12 protein-coding genes are annotated in these 17,578 nt (G+C 63.3%); 4 read left to right on the plus strand and 8 right to left on the minus strand.

Annotation, left to right across the window (positions count from 1 at the left end):
• Position 1 precedes the first annotated feature (1 nt).
• Positions 2–433 (minus strand): PaaI family thioesterase, encoded by a 432-nt coding sequence (locus AC19YX_RS23355; protein WP_500607141.1) that lies wholly within the window; start codon positions 431–433, stop codon positions 2–4.
• Between the two features lie 393 nt (positions 434–826).
• Between AC19YX_RS23355 and AC19YX_RS23360 the strand changes: the two genes are divergently transcribed.
• From AC19YX_RS23360 to AC19YX_RS23370, 3 genes are all read left to right on the plus strand, one after another.
• Positions 827–2,530 carry a long-chain fatty acid--CoA ligase gene (locus tag AC19YX_RS23360; protein ID WP_500607142.1) on the plus strand — a complete coding sequence of 568 codons (1,704 nt, stop codon included), beginning with the start codon at positions 827–829 and terminating at the stop codon, positions 2,528–2,530.
• A gap of 48 nt (positions 2,531–2,578) precedes the next feature.
• A complete protein-coding gene (locus AC19YX_RS23365; protein ID WP_500607143.1) occupies positions 2,579–3,940 on the plus strand; it encodes an MFS transporter in 1,362 nt (453 codons plus the stop codon).
• A 109-nt stretch (positions 3,941–4,049) separates the two neighbouring features.
• A complete protein-coding gene (locus tag AC19YX_RS23370; protein WP_500607144.1) occupies positions 4,050–5,054 on the plus strand; it encodes an NAD(P)H-dependent flavin oxidoreductase in 1,005 nt (334 codons plus the stop codon).
• A 36-nt stretch (positions 5,055–5,090) separates the two neighbouring features.
• Here AC19YX_RS23370 and AC19YX_RS23375 read toward each other — a convergent pair whose 3' ends face one another.
• The 7 genes from AC19YX_RS23375 to AC19YX_RS23405 form a co-directional block, all read right to left on the minus strand.
• Entirely contained in the window at positions 5,091–6,344 is a 1,254-nt protein-coding gene (locus tag AC19YX_RS23375; RefSeq protein ID WP_500607145.1) for an OprD family porin, read from the minus strand.
• A gap of 372 nt (positions 6,345–6,716) precedes the next feature.
• On the minus strand, positions 6,717–7,859 hold the full coding sequence (locus tag AC19YX_RS23380) for an acyl-CoA dehydrogenase family protein (RefSeq protein WP_078469059.1): 1,143 nt from the start codon (positions 7,857–7,859) through the stop codon (positions 6,717–6,719).
• 10 nt (positions 7,860–7,869) lie between these two features.
• Positions 7,870–9,066, minus strand: a complete 1,197-nt coding sequence (locus tag AC19YX_RS23385; RefSeq protein WP_500607146.1) for an acyl-CoA dehydrogenase family protein — start codon at positions 9,064–9,066, stop codon at positions 7,870–7,872.
• A 15-nt stretch (positions 9,067–9,081) separates the two neighbouring features.
• A complete protein-coding gene (locus tag AC19YX_RS23390; protein ID WP_421546605.1) occupies positions 9,082–11,202 on the minus strand; it encodes a 3-hydroxyacyl-CoA dehydrogenase NAD-binding domain-containing protein in 2,121 nt (706 codons plus the stop codon).
• A gap of 594 nt (positions 11,203–11,796) precedes the next feature.
• The gene (locus AC19YX_RS23395; protein WP_500607147.1) at positions 11,797–14,250 is read right to left on the minus strand and encodes a TonB-dependent siderophore receptor; all 2,454 of its coding nucleotides are present in this window, start codon (positions 14,248–14,250) and stop codon (positions 11,797–11,799) included.
• Between the two features lie 75 nt (positions 14,251–14,325).
• Positions 14,326–15,297: a FecR family protein gene (locus tag AC19YX_RS23400; protein WP_500607148.1), complete on the minus strand. Its 972-nt coding sequence runs from the start codon at positions 15,295–15,297 to the stop codon at positions 14,326–14,328.
• Positions 15,298–15,303: 6 nt separating this feature from the next.
• Entirely contained in the window at positions 15,304–15,825 is a 522-nt protein-coding gene (locus tag AC19YX_RS23405; protein ID WP_078469064.1) for a sigma-70 family RNA polymerase sigma factor, read from the minus strand.
• A gap of 336 nt (positions 15,826–16,161) precedes the next feature.
• Between AC19YX_RS23405 and AC19YX_RS23410 the strand changes: the two genes are divergently transcribed.
• Positions 16,162–17,502 (plus strand): ABC transporter substrate-binding protein, encoded by a 1,341-nt coding sequence (locus AC19YX_RS23410; protein ID WP_500607149.1) that lies wholly within the window; start codon positions 16,162–16,164, stop codon positions 17,500–17,502.
• Positions 17,503–17,578: the final 76 nt, after the last annotated feature.

A 17,578-nucleotide genomic window follows, 5' to 3' on the forward strand; every position in this document is an offset into this window, starting at 1 on the left:
CTCAGTCGCCATCCGGCGCGAGGCGCCCGCGCTTGAAAACCCCTTCTGCGCTCGCGAGTAATTGCCCCTCGACGTCGAGCAGGTCGCAGGTTGCCATAAAGATCTTGGCGCCACCGCCCCGGGTCCGTGCCACGGCTCGGACCTCGGTCCCGGGGGGGGCAGCAGCCATGTAGATGATGTTCAGCGACAGGGTCAGGGCCAGTCGCCGTTGGGCGGGAACGGCGTGCCAGGTTCCGCTCATGCCCATGGCCGAGTCCGCCAGTGAGGCGATCACTCCGCCGTGCAGGTTGCCGGCCCGGTTCAGGTGATGGGCCTGCACGGTGAAGCCGATGATGGTTTGCGCCTGGCTGTACTCGTGCAGGACCAGGCCGATATGGGCGGAAAAACCGTTGAAGGGGTCTTGCTGCGGTGGTTGCGGATGAACGGCGGTCATGGGCGATAGCTCGTGTGGGTCAGTCAGTGAGACAGGAATCAAGGGTTGCTTCCCGTGCCAGCGATGGCTGTACGGTGTTTCGCAAAGGTCTATTTAAGTCCAGTTAAGCGGATGAATCTAATTATTTCATGAGATATATGGAACCATATTCCGCAGTGCGAAATAAAAAAGATTGAAATAGGCTTGCGTCATGGGGCAGGATCGGCCCTGATGTGACGGCCATTGCGACCTGTGCCTGCCTTATCGCGTTCAGCGCCGGCAAGCCGCGAACAGGGCCCAGGCGCCAGGTCGCGCAAGCGTTGCCGGCCCTGATCCAGGCCGCTCGGGGGACATCCGCAAGAGCCCCTGCCAGCGCAACTCGTGCTTGATCACCTTCGGAGTCAAGGAGTCTCGATGCCCACTATCAGCAGCGTGCGCCCCCACCAACGCGTCTGGCCTAAACGCCTGCCACACGCGTTATCGGTCCCGGCCACTTCCCTGTGGTTCAACCTGGAGGTGTCTGCGCGGCGCTACCCGGACAAGACCGCCTACCTGTTTTTTGGCCAGTCCCTGAGTTTCAGCGCCTTGCAGGCCCAGGCGCAGGCCGTGGCCGGCTGGCTGCAAAGCGTGGGGGTCAAGGCTGGTGATCGGGTGGCGCTGTACCTGCAGAACTGCCCGCAATTCGTCGTTGCCTATTACGCCATCCTGCGGGCGAATGCGGTGGTGGTGCCGGTCAACCCGATGAACAAGATGGAGGAGTTGACCTACCAATTGCAGGACGCCCAGGCACAGGTGGTGATCTGCGCTGCCGACCTGGCGGCGACCGTGCAGGCCGCCCAATCAACCCTTGAACCTCACGAACGCCTGCGGCAGGTGCTGGTGACCCATTACAGCGACGCGATGCCGCCTGTCTCCGCCATGGACCCGGCCGAGCTTGCTGCCGAGGCCACCGATGCCTGGCTGCGCGCTGAGCCGGCATTGCCCGCAGCCTGCCTGCGCTGGAGCGAGATCCTCGGCCAGGCCTGGCCCCTCGGTCCGCACACCGCCGAGGCGGACGATCTGGCGATGCTGCAATACACCTCGGGCACCACTGGCCATCCCAAAGGCTGCATGCACAGCCACCGCAGCTTGATGAGCAATGCCGTCACCGGCTGCTGGACCCAGTCCACGGTGGCCTCGGTGGGGTTGGGCGTGGTGCCGTTTTTCCATATCACCGGCCTGGTGTGTTTTGTCCTGCGCGCGGTGTTCGATGCCACCAGCACGGTGATCCTGCCGCGCTGGGACCGGGAGCTCGCCGGGCGCCTGATTTCGCGGCACAAGGTCACCCACTGGACCTGCATTCCAACCATGGTCATCGACCTGTTCGGCAGCCCCAACTACAAGGATTTCGGCCTGGGCGGGCTGGTTCATATCAACGGTGGCGGGGCGGCGATGCCCCAGGCCGTGGCCGAGCGCCTGCAACAGGAGTTCGGGCTGACCTTCCTCGAAGGCTACGGGCTCACCGAAACCGCAGCGGCCACCCATGGCAACCCACCCGAACGGGCCAAGCTGCAGTGCCTGGGCATGCCGTTCTTCGGCGTCGATTCGCGGGTGGTCGACCCCAATACCCTGCGCGAGCTCGAACCCGGCGAGGTCGGGGAAATCGTCAGCCGTGGGCCGATGCTGTTCCAGGGCTACTGGCGCAACCCCGAGGCTACGGCGGCGGCCTTTATCGAGTTTGAGGGGCAGCGGTTTTTCCGCACCGGCGACCTGGGGCATATGGATGAAGAGGGCTACTTTTTTCTCACCGACCGGCTCAAGCGGATGATCAATTCCAGCGGCTTCAAGGTTTGGCCGGCCGAGGTGGAAGCCCTGCTGTTCAAGCATCCGGCGGTGCACGAGGCCTGCATCATCTCCAGCCAGGACGCTTACCGGGGCGAGAGCGTCAAGGCGCTGGTGGTCCTGCGCAGCGAAGCCCGGGGCCAGACCACCGAGCAGCAGATCATCGACTGGTCCCGTGAACACATGGCGGCCTACAAGGTGCCGCGCCAGGTGCAATTCGTCGAAAGCCTGCCCAAGTCCGGCTCGGGCAAAGTCATGTGGCGCCTGTTGCAGGAGCGTGAAACCGCGGGCACCTGAGCACCGATCCCCCCGTCCCAGCAATTACCCACTCTGCCGGAGATGACCATGACAACAAAAATAATAAACGTCCAAGGTCCGCAATCCCTGCCGACCCATGCTGCTCGGCTCGACTCGCTGTATTCCAGGATCCGCTGGCGCCTGCTGCCGTTGTTGATGCTGTGCTACATGGTTGCCTTCCTTGATCGGGTCAACATCGGCTACGCACAATTGCAGATGAAGCAGACTCTGCCGTTCAGCGACGCGGTGTACGGCTTGGGCGCGGGCATTTTCTTTGTCGGCTATTTCCTGTTCGAAGTACCCAGCAACCTGATGTTGCAGCGCAGCGGGGTGCGCAAGACCCTGCTGCGGATCATGGTCTGCTGGGGCCTGGTGGCATCGGCGATGATGTTCGTGCGTACCCCTCTGCAGTTCTACGTGCTGCGGTTTTTGCTTGGGGCGTTTGAAGCCGGGTTTTTCCCTGGGGTCATCCTGTATTTCACCTTCTGGTTCCCGGCGGCCCGGCGTGGCCAGGTGATTGCTTTGTTCATGACGGCTGCGGCGTGCGCCGGCCTGATCGCCGGGCCATTGTCCGGCAGCATCTTGAAGTACCTCAACGGCGTGGCCGGTTTTAATGGCTGGCAATGGCTGTTCGTGCTCCAGGGGCTACCGGCCAGTGTGCTGGGGGTGGTGGCGTTCCTTTACCTGCAGGATGGCCCGGATCAGGCAAAGTGGCTGAGCACCGCTGAGAAACGCCTGCTGAGCGACGACCTGGTGCAGGAATTGAAGAACCGCAAGGACCGCTCCCTGCACACCGTGGGCCAGATGTTTCGCGATCCCAAGGTGTACCTGCTTTCCACGGCGTACTTCATGTTCCTGGGGGCCACCTACATGCTGGTGTTCTGGATGCCGAGCCTGATCCAGGGCTGGGGTGTGGCGGACCTGTTGCTGGTGGGATTGATCACCACCATCCCCAACATCGTCGGCATCGTCGGCACCATCGTCATTGGTCTGCACTCGGACAAACGCCGTGAGCGGCGCTGGCACTTTGTCTGCTGCATGGGGTTGGCAGTGTTCGGCCTGGGCATCACCACGCTGTTGAACGGTCATCTGGTGATGTCGGTGGCGGCGCTGTCCTTGGCGTACCTGGGAATCAAGGCGGCGACACCGTTGTTTTTCGCCCTGGTCAGCGAATACCTGTCTGTGGCCTCCGCAGCGGCCGGCATTGCCCTGATCAGCAGCCTGGGCAACCTCGGGCCGGCGGTGACGCCGTGGCTCAACGGGGTCATCAACAGCCATACCGGTGGCCACGTATCGAGCATGTACCTGGGCATCGGCATGTACCTGCTGGCCGGGTTGCTGGTGTTGCTCTCTGCCGGAACCGCCGGGGCGGCGAGGGTCAGTCCGGGGATCGCCCTGGCCACCAAGTGAACAAACGCCTTATGCCGCCGGCCCTGGAGCGGCAGGCGCATGGGGCCTGGCTCAGTTGCCGAATTTCGTCGGTGACGGGCATGTTGATCGATCTGAAAGGAGGTGTTCCATGAGCTTGCCCGAGGTGTTGTCCCGGCGTCTGCGCCTGCCGTTGGTGGCCGCTCCGCTGTTTATCATTTCCACCCCGGAGCTGGTGATCGCCCAGTGCAAGGCCGGGATCGTCGGTTCGTTTCCGGCACTCAATGCCCGCCCTGCGGCACAGCTGGAGCAGTGGATCGAACGCATTACCCGGGAGTTGGCCGAGCATGATCGGCTGCACCCCGAGCGGCCCTCGGCCCCCTTTGCCGTGAACCAGATTGTCCATCGCTCCAACGAGCGCCTGGAGCAGGACATGGCGGTCTGTGTGCGGCACAAGGTGCCGATCATCATCACGTCCCTGGGTGCGCGCCCCGAGATCAACCAGGCGGTGCACAGTTACGGCGGCATCGTGTTGCACGATGTGATCAACAATAAATTCGCGCACAAGGCCATCGACAAGGGCGCTGACGGCTTGATCGCAGTCGCGGCGGGGGCGGGCGGGCATGCCGGGACGCTGTCGCCCTTTGCCCTGGTGCAGGAAATCCGCCAATGGTTCGACGGGCCCCTGTTGCTTTCGGGTTCGATTGCTTCTGGAAGCTCGATCCTCGCGGCCCAGGCAATGGGAGCTGACCTGGCCTATATCGGTTCGGCCTTTATCGCCACCCGCGAGGCCAATGCGGTGGATGGCTACAAACAGATGATCAGCCAGGCGAGTGCCGACGACATCGTCTACACCAACCTGATCACCGGGGTGCATGGCAATTACCTCAAACCGTCATTGCAGGCGGCAGGGCTCGATCCGGAGAACCTGCCCAGTAGCGACCCCTCACAGATGAATTTCGGCAGCGACCGCCAGCGGCCCAAGGCCTGGAAGGAAATCTGGGGCTGTGGCCAGGGTATTGGCGTGCTTGACCATGTACCGACAGCCGAGGCTCTGGTGGCACGTTTTGCCAGGGAGTACCGCGAAGCGCGCCTGCGTCTGGACAAGGTATCGGGCGAGTTCCAGTGGCCCACGGCGGCCGTGAGCCGGGAGTAGGCAACTGCCGGCCAGTGCCGGCAGTTGGGGGCGGGGTTACCAGATTTTCAGGTTGTATTCGACGATCAGCCGGTTCTCATCGACGTTGGCCGCATAGTTGGCGCGATACACCACGTTGCGCCAGCGCAGGCCGAGGTTTTTCAGCGGGCCTTGCTGGATCACATAAGCCAGGTCGGTATCGAGTTCTCGTTCTCGGCCATTGCGTTGTCCGATCTTGAAGTGGTTGCCCTGCACGTAGCGGCTCATCCACGTCAGACCGGGCAGGCCTGCTGCGGCGAAATCGTAGCGGTAGCGCAACTGCCAGGCGTCCTCCCCGGCGTTGATGAAGGATTTGTAGGTCGAGGTGTTGAATCCGTAAGGGTCGGTACCGTTGATAAAGGGCAGGCCGCTGCGCCCGCTCTGGTTGTGATAGATGAAGCCCAGGGCATGGCCCTTGTAGCTGAAGGTTTCCATGATCCCCAGGTAACGGTTGTCCACCTCAGCCCGGCCCTGGCTGCCGCTGTTGAAGTAACGCACTTCGGATTTCAGCGAGAGGCTGTCGGTCAGCCGCGCATCATGGGTCAGGTTGCCGTAGTGCTGATCATAGTTGTCCTTGAGCTCGGCGTAGAAGTAGCTGGCCTTGAGCGCGGGCGTTACGGCGTAGCTGGCCCCGGCATAGCTGAAACGATCGCTGCTGACCCGGCCTGCGACCTGGCGGCCGTTTCTGGCGAGGGCCGACATGCTCATGTCCTCGTAGTCCGTGGAGTTGCGCAGGCGTACCGCCGTGAACTGGCCGAGGGTCAGGGTAAGATCCTTCAGGTCACTGGAGACCAGTTGCGTCCCCCTGAAGGTCTGCGGCAGCAGGCGGGTATCGTTTCTGAAGGCGACTGGAAGCAGCGGCTCGTGGGTGCCGATGCTCAATACGCTGCTGGCGGCCCGGGCTTTGGCGGTCAGGCCGAACGAGCCGTATTGATCGGCGACATCGCCACTGCGGTCGGCCAGCAGTGCCCCGGTATGGGCCGTGCCACCACCGGAATCGAGCTTGAGGCCGAGTGTACCCAGTGCGTCAACGCCAAAACCTACGGTGCCTTCGGTGTAGCCAGACTGGTAACGCAGGGTAAAACCCTGGGCCCATTCTTCCGCCTTGCTTTGAGGCGGTGCCTCACCGTGGAAGTCGCGGTTCATGTAGAAATTGCGGGCGCCCAGGGTCAACTGGCTGTCTTCAATCAGTTGTGCCTGGCACACCAGCGGCAGCATGCAACCACCCAATAGGGTGGAAAGGGGCAGTAAAGGTTTGGATGCCGAATGCATGGATCTTACCTATGTTGTTGTTTTTATTTTTAGGAGCGCCCACGTCGTATTCGTCCATGCCGGGGTTAGCCTGCTCGCAGCACCTGAAGGCTGCTGAGGAGGCAGCAGGCTATGCCAGGCTTCGTCGCGGGCGTAGCAACCCCTGACCCAGCCGAAGGCGAGGGTCATGCAAGCGGGCGCGAAAGACGAGGGGGCTGAGTGGGGGGCTCAACTACGCTTGCCGGGGTATTTCAACCCTGGATAGCGCAGTTGCGGACCCGCCCGGTGGAGGCTTTCAGCGCAGCGTGAAGTAGCCCGCTGCGCGCCAGTCAAGGAAGGCGGCGACACCTGCGATGGTTGCGGCGGCGCGATGCCGGGTCATCGACATGGAGTTCATGCGGCGAGTTCTTTGCCGAGGGCAATAAAGCGCTGCAAGTGGTGATCTTCATCGCCCAACTGATGGTCGATCATCACCAGGCGCTTGGCGTAATGGGCCAGCGGCAGTTCCCAGGTCATGCCGATGCCGCCGTGCAACTGGATGCTTTCCTCGGCCACCAGGGTACCGATGCGCCCGATGCTGACCTTGGCCGCCGACAGTGCCCGCTCGCGAGTCAGCCGGTCGGCGTCCAGGGCGGCGGCAGCGTTGATCACTGCCGAGCGGGCTTGCTCGATCTCCAGCAGCAGCACTGCCATGCGGTGTTGCAGGGCCTGGAAGCTGCCGATCAGGCTGCCGAATTGCTTGCGGGTACGCAGATAATCCAGGGTGGCTTGCTTGGCCACCTCCATCGCCCCCAGCGCTTCTGCGCACAGGGCCAGCACCCCCCGGCCAATGGCACGCTCCAGGGTGGCGTAGCCCTGGTGTTCGGCCCCCAGCAGGGCGTCGGCCGAGAGCTTCACGTTGTCCAACTGCACCTGGGCGACGCGGCCGCCATCGATGGTGGCGCAACCCTGTATCTGCAGACCCGCAGTGTTGCTCGGCACCAGGAACAGGGAGATTCCCGCTTCGTCGTCAATGGCACCCGCGGTGCGTGCCGAGACCAGCAACAGGTCGGCGTGCTCGCCTTGCAGCACCATGGCCTTGCTGCCATTTAGCAGCCAGCCTTGGCCGTCATGCTCGGCGCGGGTGGCGACCCGACTGGTTTCATAGTGAGTGCCAGGTTCTTCATGGGCGAAGGCGGCGAGCAGACTGGCGTCGACAATGCCCTGCAGCAGGGCCTTCTGCTCAGGGGAACCGGCCGTGGCGATGGCGTCGCCGACCAGTATCGCGCTGCCCAGCAACGGCTCGACCAGCAACCCGCGACCGATGGCTTCGAATACCACGGCAATGTCGAAACCGCCGCCGCCAAAGCCGCCGTGCTCTTCGCTGAGCAGTGCGCCGATCACACCGAGCTCGGCCAGTTGCTGCCAGATCTCGCGGCTGAAGCCGTGGGTTGCCTGGAGAATGTGTTCGCGTTTGTCAAAGCTGTATTGCTCCGCGATAAAGCGGTTCAGGCTGTCGGCGAGCATGCGCCGCTCTTCGCTGTGTTCGAAGTTCATGTGCGTGCCCTCATAGCCCGAGAATCGTTTTCGAAATGATGTTTTTCTGGATTTCGTTGGACCCGCCGAAAATCGACAGCTTGCGGTTATTGAAGTACTGGGCGCTGGCATTGGCGGCAAACGCCGGGCCCAGGTCCAGGGCACTGAAGTCGTCTGCCTCGGCTTCAGGCACCAGGGCCCGGGCGCTGGAACCCATGGCCCGGCGCATCAATGAGGTCAGCTCCTGGCGGATTTCCGTGCCGCAAATCTTCAGCATCGAGCTTTCTGCGCCAGGGACGCCGCCTCCGGCCACTGCGGCGATGACCCGCAGGTTGGTGGTCTTCATGTTTTCCAGGTCGATCTCGACCCGTGCCAGTCGCGCAGCGAAGGCCGGGTCTTCGGCCAGTGGCCGGCCGTTGCGGCTCTGCAGGGCGGCCAGGCGCTTGACCCGTTCAAGGGCTGCCATCGAAAGGCCGACCCCGGCGATGTTGGTGCGTTCGTAGGTCAGCAGATATTTGGCACAGGTCCAGCCCTTGTGTTCCTCGCCCACCAGGTTGCCTACCGGCACCCGCACATCGGTGAAAAACACTTCGTTGATTTCGTGGGCGCCTTCCAGGGTAATGATTGGCCGCACCTCGACCCCAGGCGAGTTCATGTCGATCAGCAGGAAGCTGATGCCTTCCTGCTTCTTCGCTTCGCGGTCCGTGCGCACCAGGCAGAAAATCATGTTGGCGTGCTGGCCGAGGGTGGTCCAGGTCTTCTGGCCGTTGACCACATAGTGGTCACCGTCGCGCACGGCGCTGGTTTTCACCGCTGCCAGGTCCGAGCCCGCGCCGGGTTCCGAATAGCCCTGGCACCACCAGTGCGTGCCATCGAGAATGCGCGGCAGCCAGTAGCGTTGCTGCTCCGGGGTGCCGTATTTGATCAGCACCGGGCCGAGCATATTGACGCCGAAGGGCACGATGCGCGGTGTATTGGCGAGGCTGCATTCGTGCTCGAAGATAAACTTCTCGAACGCACTCCACCCCGGACCACCGTGTTCGACCGGCCAATGATTGGCCAGCCAGCCACGGGCATTGAGGATCGAGTGCCACTGCTCCATGTCGGCCTTGGACAGGTGCCTGCCGTTGGCCACTTTTTCGCTGAGGTCCGCAGGCAACTGTTCGGCGAGAAAGGCCTGTACTTCGCTGCGAAAAGCTTCTTCTTGCTCGGTAAAACGCAAATCCATGTTGGCTTCCCCCGGTTAGTGCGGCTGGTTGAGGCTGTCGAAGCTGGCGCCGCGTTCCACCAGCTGCACCAGTAACGGCGAGGGCTTCCAGAACTGCGGGTCGGTTTTGGCGAACTCGTGGATATCGGCGAGCACCTGGGGCAGGCCGATCCCGTCGGCGTACTTCATCGGGCCACCCAGGTGCCGGGCGAAGCCGTAGCCATGGATAAAGGTCACATCGACATCCAGGGGGCGCAGGGCGATGCCTTCATGCACCACATTGGCCCCCTCGTTGATCATGGCGGCCATGTAGCGGCGGACGATTTCCGAGTCGCTGAAGCTGCGAGGGGTGATGCCGGCCCGAGCGCGTTCGGCGTCGATGATCGCCAGCACTTCGGGATCGGGCGTGGCGCTGCGCGCGCCGGCGGGGTAGAGGTAATAGCCACGGCCGGTCTTCTGCCCGAACCAGCCGCGTTCGCAGAGGCGGTCGGCAATCTGCACATAACGGGCTTCGGCGGGGCGGGTGGCGGCCTTGCGTTTGCGGGTGGCCCAACCGATGTCGCCACCGGCCAGGTCCGACACCTGGAACGGGCCCATGGGGTAGCCGAAGTCGCGCAGGGCCTGGTCGATCTGATAGGGCGAGGCGCCGTCTTCCATCATGCAGTCGACTGCCTGGCGATACACCGCGAGGATCCGGTTGCCGATAAAACCATCGCAGACCCCGGCCCGGACCGGAACCTTGTTCAGTTGCCTGGCGAAGGCGAAGGCACTGGCCACCACCTCGGCCGAGGTTTTGGCCGGGACCACGATTTCCAGCAGTTTCATGATGTTGGCGGGAGAGAAGAAGTGCAGCCCGAGCACATCGGCAGGGCGCGAGGTGCTGTCGGCAATGGCATTGATATCCAGGTAGGAGGTGTTGCTGGCGAGGATGGCGCCGGGCTTGCAGACCTGATCCAGCTGGCTGAATACCGCCTGCTTGACGGCGAGGTCTTCGAATACGGCCTCGATCACCAGGTCGGCCTGGGCCAGGCTGGCGTAGTCGAGGCTGGTGTTGAAGCGTGTGAGGGTTGCGACTTTGTCGGTGGCCTTCAGGCGACCCTTGGCGATCAAGGCGTCGTAGACCTGCTCGACATGGGCCTGGCCGCGCGCAAGTGCACCTGGGTCGCGCTCGATCAGGGTTACGTGCAGGCCGGCATCAAGTGCAGCCACGGCAATGCCGGCGCCCATGGTGCCACCGCCGATCACGCCCACCCGTTCGATTCGGCGGGGTGTGGCGTCGCGGGTTTCGGGTGCCTTGAGCACTTCGCGCTCGGCGAAGAAGGCATGCACCAGGCCTTTGTGCTGCGGGCTGGCGAGGCATTGCAGGAACAGCTCGCGTTCCAGGCGCAGGCCGTCATCGAAGGGCTGCTCCAGGGCTGCCTCGACCGCCAGGATAATGTTCAGCGGGGACAGCAGGCCCCGGGCTTTGCTGATGGTTCCAACGCGTGCGGCATCGATTGCGGCGTAGTGGCTGGCTGGCTCGGCCAGGGCTTGGGCGTCCCGGGTGCGGCGGACTCCGGCGTTTGCCGCGAGAAGTTGACGGGTATAGGCCAGACCCTCGGCGAGCACATCGGCGCTGCCGGACAATTGATCGACCAGACCCAGGGCCTGGGCTTCTTCGGCTCCCAGGTGACGGCCGCTCAGCATCAGGTCCAGGGCCGGGCCGGCGCCGATCAGGCGTGGCAAGCGCTGGGTACCGCCGGCCCCCGGGAGCAGACCGAGCAAGACCTCGGGCAAGCCGAGCCGCGAGCCGCTGACGGCCAGCCGGTAATGCGCGGCAAGCGCCACCTCCAGCCCACCTCCCAGGGCCACGCCCTGGATCGCTGCCACCACCGGTTTGTGGCAGCTCTCGATGCGGTTGACCACCTCGGGCAATGAAGGCGGCTGGGGCGGCTTGCCGAATTCGCGGATATCGGCGCCCCCGGCGAAGTGGCGACCGGCCCCGACCAGAAGCACGCCTTTCACCTCGGGGTCATTGTCGGCCTGTTCGATCGCGGCCAGCAGTCCGCGTCGTACCTCGACCCCCAGCGCGTTGACGGGAGGGTTGTCGAGGGTCACCACCAGGATATTTCCGTGCAGGACAGACTCCACGGCTGGGCGGGGGGTATCGGGGCTCATCGCAAAAATCTCCAAAGTGGGGGGAGGTTTGAGGTCGTTTGCGTCGACAGCGTGTTGTTCGAGACACCTGTCCAGCGACAAAGTCTGTTTCGCTGGGCGTTTATTTATTCGAAATTGATCCTGTCATCAATAAATTGTGTGGTCAATACGGAATCTACTTCCGCACAGCGGAATAAGAAATTTCATTTAAGCACTGAAGACTTGTGCTGATTCATGCAGAAACAGCCCTGTGTACAGGGGGCGTGACTGAGGGGCGGGATGCGGGAGGCTGGTGCGGTTTGAAACCTGGCCTGTGGCGAAGGCGCTTGTTCCTGTTCGGCCGTGGGGTGGGCGCAGGGGCTGCTATCGCGATCTATCTGTTACACCGCGAATGCTCGGTTTAGGGGCACTGCGCACCCCAGCGGGAGCAAGCTCCCTCGCCACGCTGTAGGGGCTGTATTCGAGGTGCTTTGAGGGATCGCGAGGTCGGGCATGCTCGGATCGTCTTGCGGGCAGGGGAGCTTTCTGTGGCGAGGGAGCTTGCTCCCGCTCGGCTGCGTAGCGGCCGCAGCGATCTGTCTCTCAGACCGCAACGGCCGCTTTTGCAGGCGCCGCTTACCAGCGATAGGTGATGGAGCTGACCAGTTGCCGCTCGTCGCCATAGCGGCAGATGGCGGCTTCGCAGTAGGTGTAGCGTTTGTTGGTGACGTTGTTGGCGTTGACCGCGACTTCCCAGTTGGTGTCGATTTCGTAGCTGGCCCGGGCGTCGAACAGGGTGTAGGCCGGCATTTGCGACGGCACTGCCGAGGCCTGGGTGGTGCCTTTGTAGCGGGCGCCGCCGCCGATCCTGGCCTTGGGCAGTCCCAGTTCGGCCAGGCGGTAGTCGGCCCAGAGTGCGGCCTGGTGGTAGGGCGTGTCTTCGCTGCGCTGGCCGACTTGGCCGACGACGTTGCTTTTGGTGATGCGCGCGTCGATGTAGGCGTAGGAGCCGATCAGGCTCAGGTTGGCAGTGGCCTCGGTCTTGGCTTCCAGTTCCAGGCCCCGGGAGCGCATTTCGCCAGTCTGGACAAAGTAGGTGGAGGTGGTGTCGGTGGGGTCCGGTGTCAGCACGTTTTTCTGCACCAGTTCGTACACCGCCGCGCTCAGCAGGGTGGCGCTGCCTTCGGGCTGGTAGCGGATACCGATTTCATACTGCTTGCCTTCGGTGGGTACAAAGGCCTGGTTCTGCTTGTTCAGGCCCGCCACCGGGAAGAACGACTCGCTGTAGCTCAGATAAGGCGCCAGGCCGTTGTCGGCCTTGTACACGAGGCCGGCGCGCCAGGTGGTGGACTCATCACTCTGGCTGGTCTTGGCCGAGGTGCGAAACAGCTCGGTGCTCTGGTCGGCCCAGTCATGGCGTCCGCCCAGCAGCGCAATCCAGTGTTCGTCGAATTTGATCTGGTCCTGGAAATAGATGCCTTTTTGCAGGGTGTCGACCTGGGAGCCCCGGTCCTGGGCCAGGGATTTATTGACCACCACCGGCTGCCCGTAGTTGTAGGTGCTCAGGTTCAGGGCCGGCGCATTGCCCCGGAAGTTGTGCGAGTCGTAGCTGGTGTCGTAACCGTCGAAACCCACCAGGAAGGTGTGGTCCCATTGGCCGAACTGCCATTTGCTTTCGACGCTGGTGTCGCTGGCCAGGCCCCGGGAGCGCTCTTCACGGTCGCTGTATTGGCGGCTCAATATGCCGGTGCGTAGCGAATTGTCGAGGGTGGTTTTGGTGGCATTCACTTGCAGATAACGCCAGGTCACGTCCGACTGGTAGTAGCGCAACTTGTGGCTGATGCGGGTGTGCTCGTCGAAGCGGTGCTCGAATTCATACCCCAGGGCGGACATCTCGCCGTTCATTTCGTCGTAGTCCGGCTCGCCGATAAAGTCATGGCGACCGATCTGGTAGCGGTTGTCACCCACACCCTTGACCAACTGATAAGGCAGCGGCGCGGAGAAGCGGGTTTCGGTCTTCTGGTAGAACGACAGCAGGGTCAGCGAGGTGTCATCGTCCGGACGCCAGGTCAGGGCCGGGGCGACGTAGATCTTGTCGTTGCCGATGTGGTCGCTGCTGGTGTCGCTCTTGCGATCGAGCAGGGTCAGGCGATAGCTGAGGGTCTCGCTGTCGCCCAGGGGGCCGGTGAAGTCGGCGGACAGTTGCTTGCGGTTGTTCTGCCCGGCCTGCACGTTGACTTCATGGTAGGGCGTCTGGCTTGGGCGCTTGCTGACGGTGTTGATCAGGCCGCCGGGTGACAGTTGGCCGTAGAGCACCGAGGCCGCGCCGCGGATCACTTCGGCGCGTTCCAGGCCGTAGGGCTCCTGCACCCCGTCATAGGAGTTGTTCTGCAGGCGCAGGCCATCGCGCAGGGAGCCGCCAGTGGCCGACTCGACATCGAAACCACGGATGCGGAAACGGTCCGAGGTGCGGTTGAAACTGGTTGGTTGGCTGGTAAAGCCCGGCGTCATGTCCAGGCTCTGGGACAGGGTTTCCGATTGCCGGTCGCGGATCTCGTCGCTGGTCACCACCGACAGTGATTGCGGGGTTTCAATGATCGGGGTGTCGGTCTTGGTGGCGCTCATGTTGCGTTTGGCGACATAGCCCTTGAGGTGGCCGGTGGTGCTTTCTTCGCTGTTCAGCCCGGTAATGGCGGTGGGGGCCAGCTCCAGGCTGCCGGTGGTGACGGCGGGGACCAGCACGAAGCCGTTGTCGCTTTGCCGGGCCTGGTAGCCGCTGCCCTGGAGAATCCGCGCAAAGCCCTGGTTGATTTCAAACTCGCCCTGCAGGCCCGGGCTGTTGAGGCCGGCGACGGTTTTGGCGTCGAACATCAGCGCAACTCGCGATTGCTGGGCAAACAGGTTCAGCGCCGGGCCCAGGGGGCCGGCGGAAATGTCATAGCGCTGTTGAGCCTGGGCCTGGGCCGCGAGGGGCATGCACAGCCCAAGCCCCAGCAGGGTGCAAGTCGCCAGATTGACGGCCAGGATCAGGGGAGCGAAGGGCACGCGGGGACGCTGGATGTGGGGCATTGGGGTGCAATCTGACGGCATGGAAGAAGTTCCTGTCATGGGGTTCTTTCTTCCTTGACGCGGCAGGTAAAAAAAGCGGAACCCTGCCTGCAGAAATTAGTGCGGGTGCGCCTCCAGGCGCTCAACCCTGATCCACCAGGGGCCGTACGAATGGACCCGGACCGGGAAGGCATCGGCAATCAATTGCAGGGCGCGGCGCGGGTCGTCCAGCGGCAACACTGCCGATACCCGCAGGTCGGCCAGTTGCTCACGGTCGAACTGCACATGGCCGCCATACTGCCGGGCCAGTTCATCAAGCACTTGCGGCAATGGCCGGTCCTGGACCACCCATTGATGGGCCTGCCAGGCGTCGTTGAACAACGCGCTGTCGACGCTCCCCAGCAGCTCGACCTGCTCCGAGGTGATGCGCGCCTGTTGCCCGCCCTGAACCTGGGTCTCGACGCTGCTGTGGGCGCCCTTGGCTGCCACTTTGGATTCCAGCATGGTCAGCAGGGTGCCCGGCGCTTCGCGTTTCACCGTGAAGCGGGTGCCCAGTGCCTGCATGCGTCCATCGTCGGTGACCACGGTGAATGGCCGGGCGGGGTCGTGGGCGACCTGCACCAGGATTTCCCCGCGCAACAATTCGACCTCGCGCTGCTGGCCGTTGAAGGTGATGTCCACTGCGCTGTTGCCGCCCAGGACCAACTGCGAGCCATCCTCCAGGCGCAGGCTGTGCCATTCGCCCGGCGCCGTGCGCTGGTCGGCCAGCAGGTAGCTCGGTGGGTAGCTGCGCAGCATCAGGGCCAGGGGCAGGGCGAGCAGCACCCCGAGCACGGCCGTGGCGCCCAGATGGCGCCGACGATTGACCAGGGCCGCATCGAGGGCCGCCTGGACCGGCGCCTGCTGCGCGCTCAGGGCTTGCAGGTGGCCGACAAAACCTTGCAGGCGCGCCAAGCTGGCGGCATGGCGCGGGTCCTGGGTTTTCCAGTGCTCGAACGCCTGTTGCTCGTGGGCGTCGAGTTCGCCTTCACCGAGGCGGATCACCCAGTTGGCCGCTTGCTCTTCAATCGTCGGTTTCGGCTGGCCCATCAGCGGTTACACATCCAATGCATGGTGGCAATGCACCAGGGCATTCATCAGATGCTTGCGTACCATGCGCTCGGAAATCTGCAGGCGGCTGGCAATCTCGGCCTGGCGCAAGCCTTCGAGAAAGTGCATCAGGAACACTTGCCGCGCCTTCAGGCCAAGGCCATCGAGGACGAAGGCAATCTGCTCCAGGGCTTCGAGGGTGACCAGGATCTGCTCCGGCGACTGTTGGCAGCCTTCGAGCAGGTCAATGGTCAGCGCCAGTTCCCGCAGGTAGGCGTCTTCGATTTTGCGCCGGCGGGCACGGTCGATAATCAGGTGCCGCGCGGTGGTGGTGAGGAACGCCCGCGGCTCGCGCATGCCACCCAGGGCCTCGCGCGAAGAAAGGATGCGGACAAAGGTGTCATGGGACAGGTCGGCGGCATTCTGTGGGCAGCCGAGCTTTTTTCGCAGCCAGCCCAATAGCCAACCGTGGTGCTCGGTGTAGAGCACATTGACGGCATGTTGCATGGGCAGTTCGGCGGTCGACATGGAGATGCATCTGCGGATAAGAACTATTCGCGATGTTAGCGGGGCCGCAGTCCCGAACGCAAGCGGCAGAAGTGCCGGTGCTGGCGATTTGCCTCAAGGCGCGTCGACGGCACCCGATTGAGTGAATGGCCCAGTATCCGAGCACTGTTCGCCAAGCAACAGCCGATCAATAGACTGTCATCCCGCGTACAGCGCCGACCTCCATATGTCGGTGTTAAGTCATTGATTTTGCGTGATTATATTGTTGGCATGGATTGTGGTTCAGGTCAGGCGCAACCGATGACTCGACCCGGCCACGGGAGGGCGACCCCTTACCCTTGATAAGAAGCCACCCCCATGCGCAAAACCTTGCATCGCACCCTGGCTGCCAGCCTCCTGGCCCTCGGTCTCTTTACCGGCTTGGCGCCGGCTGGCGCCCAGGCCGCCGATAACCAGCAGTTCATTCCCCTGGCCACTTACCGGGTCGGCGCCTATGCCTCCAGCGGGATTCCGTGGTGGGCCGGGGAGATCGACTATTTCCGCTACATCAACGAGGTCGAGGGCGGGGTCAACGGGGTCAAGCTGGTCTGGCAGGAGTGCGAGACCGAGTGGAACACCGACCGGGTCATCGAATGTTATGAGCGCTACAAGAAAGGCCTGGACGGTGCGCCGACGGCGTTTTTCTTCACCCACAGCACGCCGGCCTCCTATGCCTTGATGGACCGCGCGGCAGTCGACCATATCCCGCTGATCGACGGGGCCGGCGGCCGCACCGAGTCCACCGACGGCAGCGTATTCCCCTATGCTTTCCCGCTGCTGCTGAACTACTACGGCCAGGCGTCGGTGGGCATCAATTACATCGCCCAGCGCGAGGGCGGGTTCGACAAGCTCAAGGGCAAGAAGATCGTCACCGTCTACCACGATTCGGCCTACGGCCGCGAAACCCAGGCGCCGATGCAACTGCTGGCGCAGAAGTACGGTTTCGAGAATATCCAGATACCGGTGGCGGATCCGGGCAGCGAGCAATCGACCCAATGGCGCCAGGTGCGGCAGATCAACCCGGACTGGGTGTTTTTGCGCACCTGGGGCGTGTCGACTCCTGTAGGAATCAAGACCGCAGTGCGTTTTGGCATCCCGGTGGACCACATCATCGGTGACGTCTGGGCCGGTTCCGAGGCCGATGTGATTCCCGCCGGCACGGCCGCCAAGGGCTACCAGGCGCTGGCGCCGTTTCCGGGGGGCGATGGTTTCGAGATCCATCAGCGGCTCAAGCAACACCTCCTCGATGCCGGCAAGAGCAACCTCAAGGACCCGAGCTACTTCGGCAAGGTTTACTACAACATCGGCCTGATCAACGCCGCGATTGCGGTGGAAGCGCTGCGCACCGGCCAGGCCAAGTTTGGCCAGCGTCCACTGAACGGCGAGGAAACCCGCTGGGCGTTCGAGCACCTGGACATCGACGCCGCGCGCCTCAAGGTCATGGGGTTCGAAGGGCTGCTGGCACCGTTGAAACTGTCCTGCGCCGACCACGAAGGCGGCGGCTCCGCCCGGGTGCAACAGTGGGACGGGCAGAAGTGGGTTCTGGTCAGCGACTGGCTGCAAGCGGACCGCGCCACCCTGCGTCCGCTGATCGAGGCCAAGTCTGCGGCCTATGCCAAGGAGAAGGGCATTACGCCGCGCGACTGCTCGGCGGAGTAAACCGGTACTCGGCGCGGATAGGGGCCAACCCTGGGTTAGTGGAGTTGGCCCGGGCATGAAGGAGGGCGCTGTGCAC

Source organism: Pseudomonas sp. MF09150 (genome assembly GCF_059862355.1).

What these genes read in the sequence shown, in the direction of transcription:
- AC19YX_RS23400 (WP_500607148.1), bottom strand. Translation starts at nt 15,297, where the DNA reads ATGGGCCAGCCGAAACCGACGATTGAAGAGCAAGCGGCCAACTGGGTG.
- AC19YX_RS23385 (WP_500607146.1), bottom strand. Translation starts at nt 9,066, where the DNA reads ATGGATTTGCGTTTTACCGAGCAAGAAGAAGCTTTTCGCAGCGAAGTA.
- AC19YX_RS23410 (WP_500607149.1), top strand. Translation starts at nt 16,162, where the DNA reads ATGCGCAAAACCTTGCATCGCACCCTGGCTGCCAGCCTCCTGGCCCTC.
- AC19YX_RS23360 (WP_500607142.1), top strand. Translation starts at nt 827, where the DNA reads ATGCCCACTATCAGCAGCGTGCGCCCCCACCAACGCGTCTGGCCTAAA.
- AC19YX_RS23365 (WP_500607143.1), top strand. Translation starts at nt 2,579, where the DNA reads ATGACAACAAAAATAATAAACGTCCAAGGTCCGCAATCCCTGCCGACC.
- AC19YX_RS23390 (WP_421546605.1), bottom strand. Translation starts at nt 11,202, where the DNA reads ATGAGCCCCGATACCCCCCGCCCAGCCGTGGAGTCTGTCCTGCACGGA.
- AC19YX_RS23405 (WP_078469064.1), bottom strand. Translation starts at nt 15,825, where the DNA reads ATGTCGACCGCCGAACTGCCCATGCAACATGCCGTCAATGTGCTCTAC.
- AC19YX_RS23355 (WP_500607141.1), bottom strand. Translation starts at nt 433, where the DNA reads ATGACCGCCGTTCATCCGCAACCACCGCAGCAAGACCCCTTCAACGGT.
- AC19YX_RS23370 (WP_500607144.1), top strand. Translation starts at nt 4,050, where the DNA reads ATGAGCTTGCCCGAGGTGTTGTCCCGGCGTCTGCGCCTGCCGTTGGTG.
- AC19YX_RS23380 (WP_078469059.1), bottom strand. Translation starts at nt 7,859, where the DNA reads ATGAACTTCGAACACAGCGAAGAGCGGCGCATGCTCGCCGACAGCCTG.
- AC19YX_RS23395 (WP_500607147.1), bottom strand. Translation starts at nt 14,250, where the DNA reads ATGCCGTCAGATTGCACCCCAATGCCCCACATCCAGCGTCCCCGCGTG.
- AC19YX_RS23375 (WP_500607145.1), bottom strand. Translation starts at nt 6,344, where the DNA reads ATGCATTCGGCATCCAAACCTTTACTGCCCCTTTCCACCCTATTGGGT.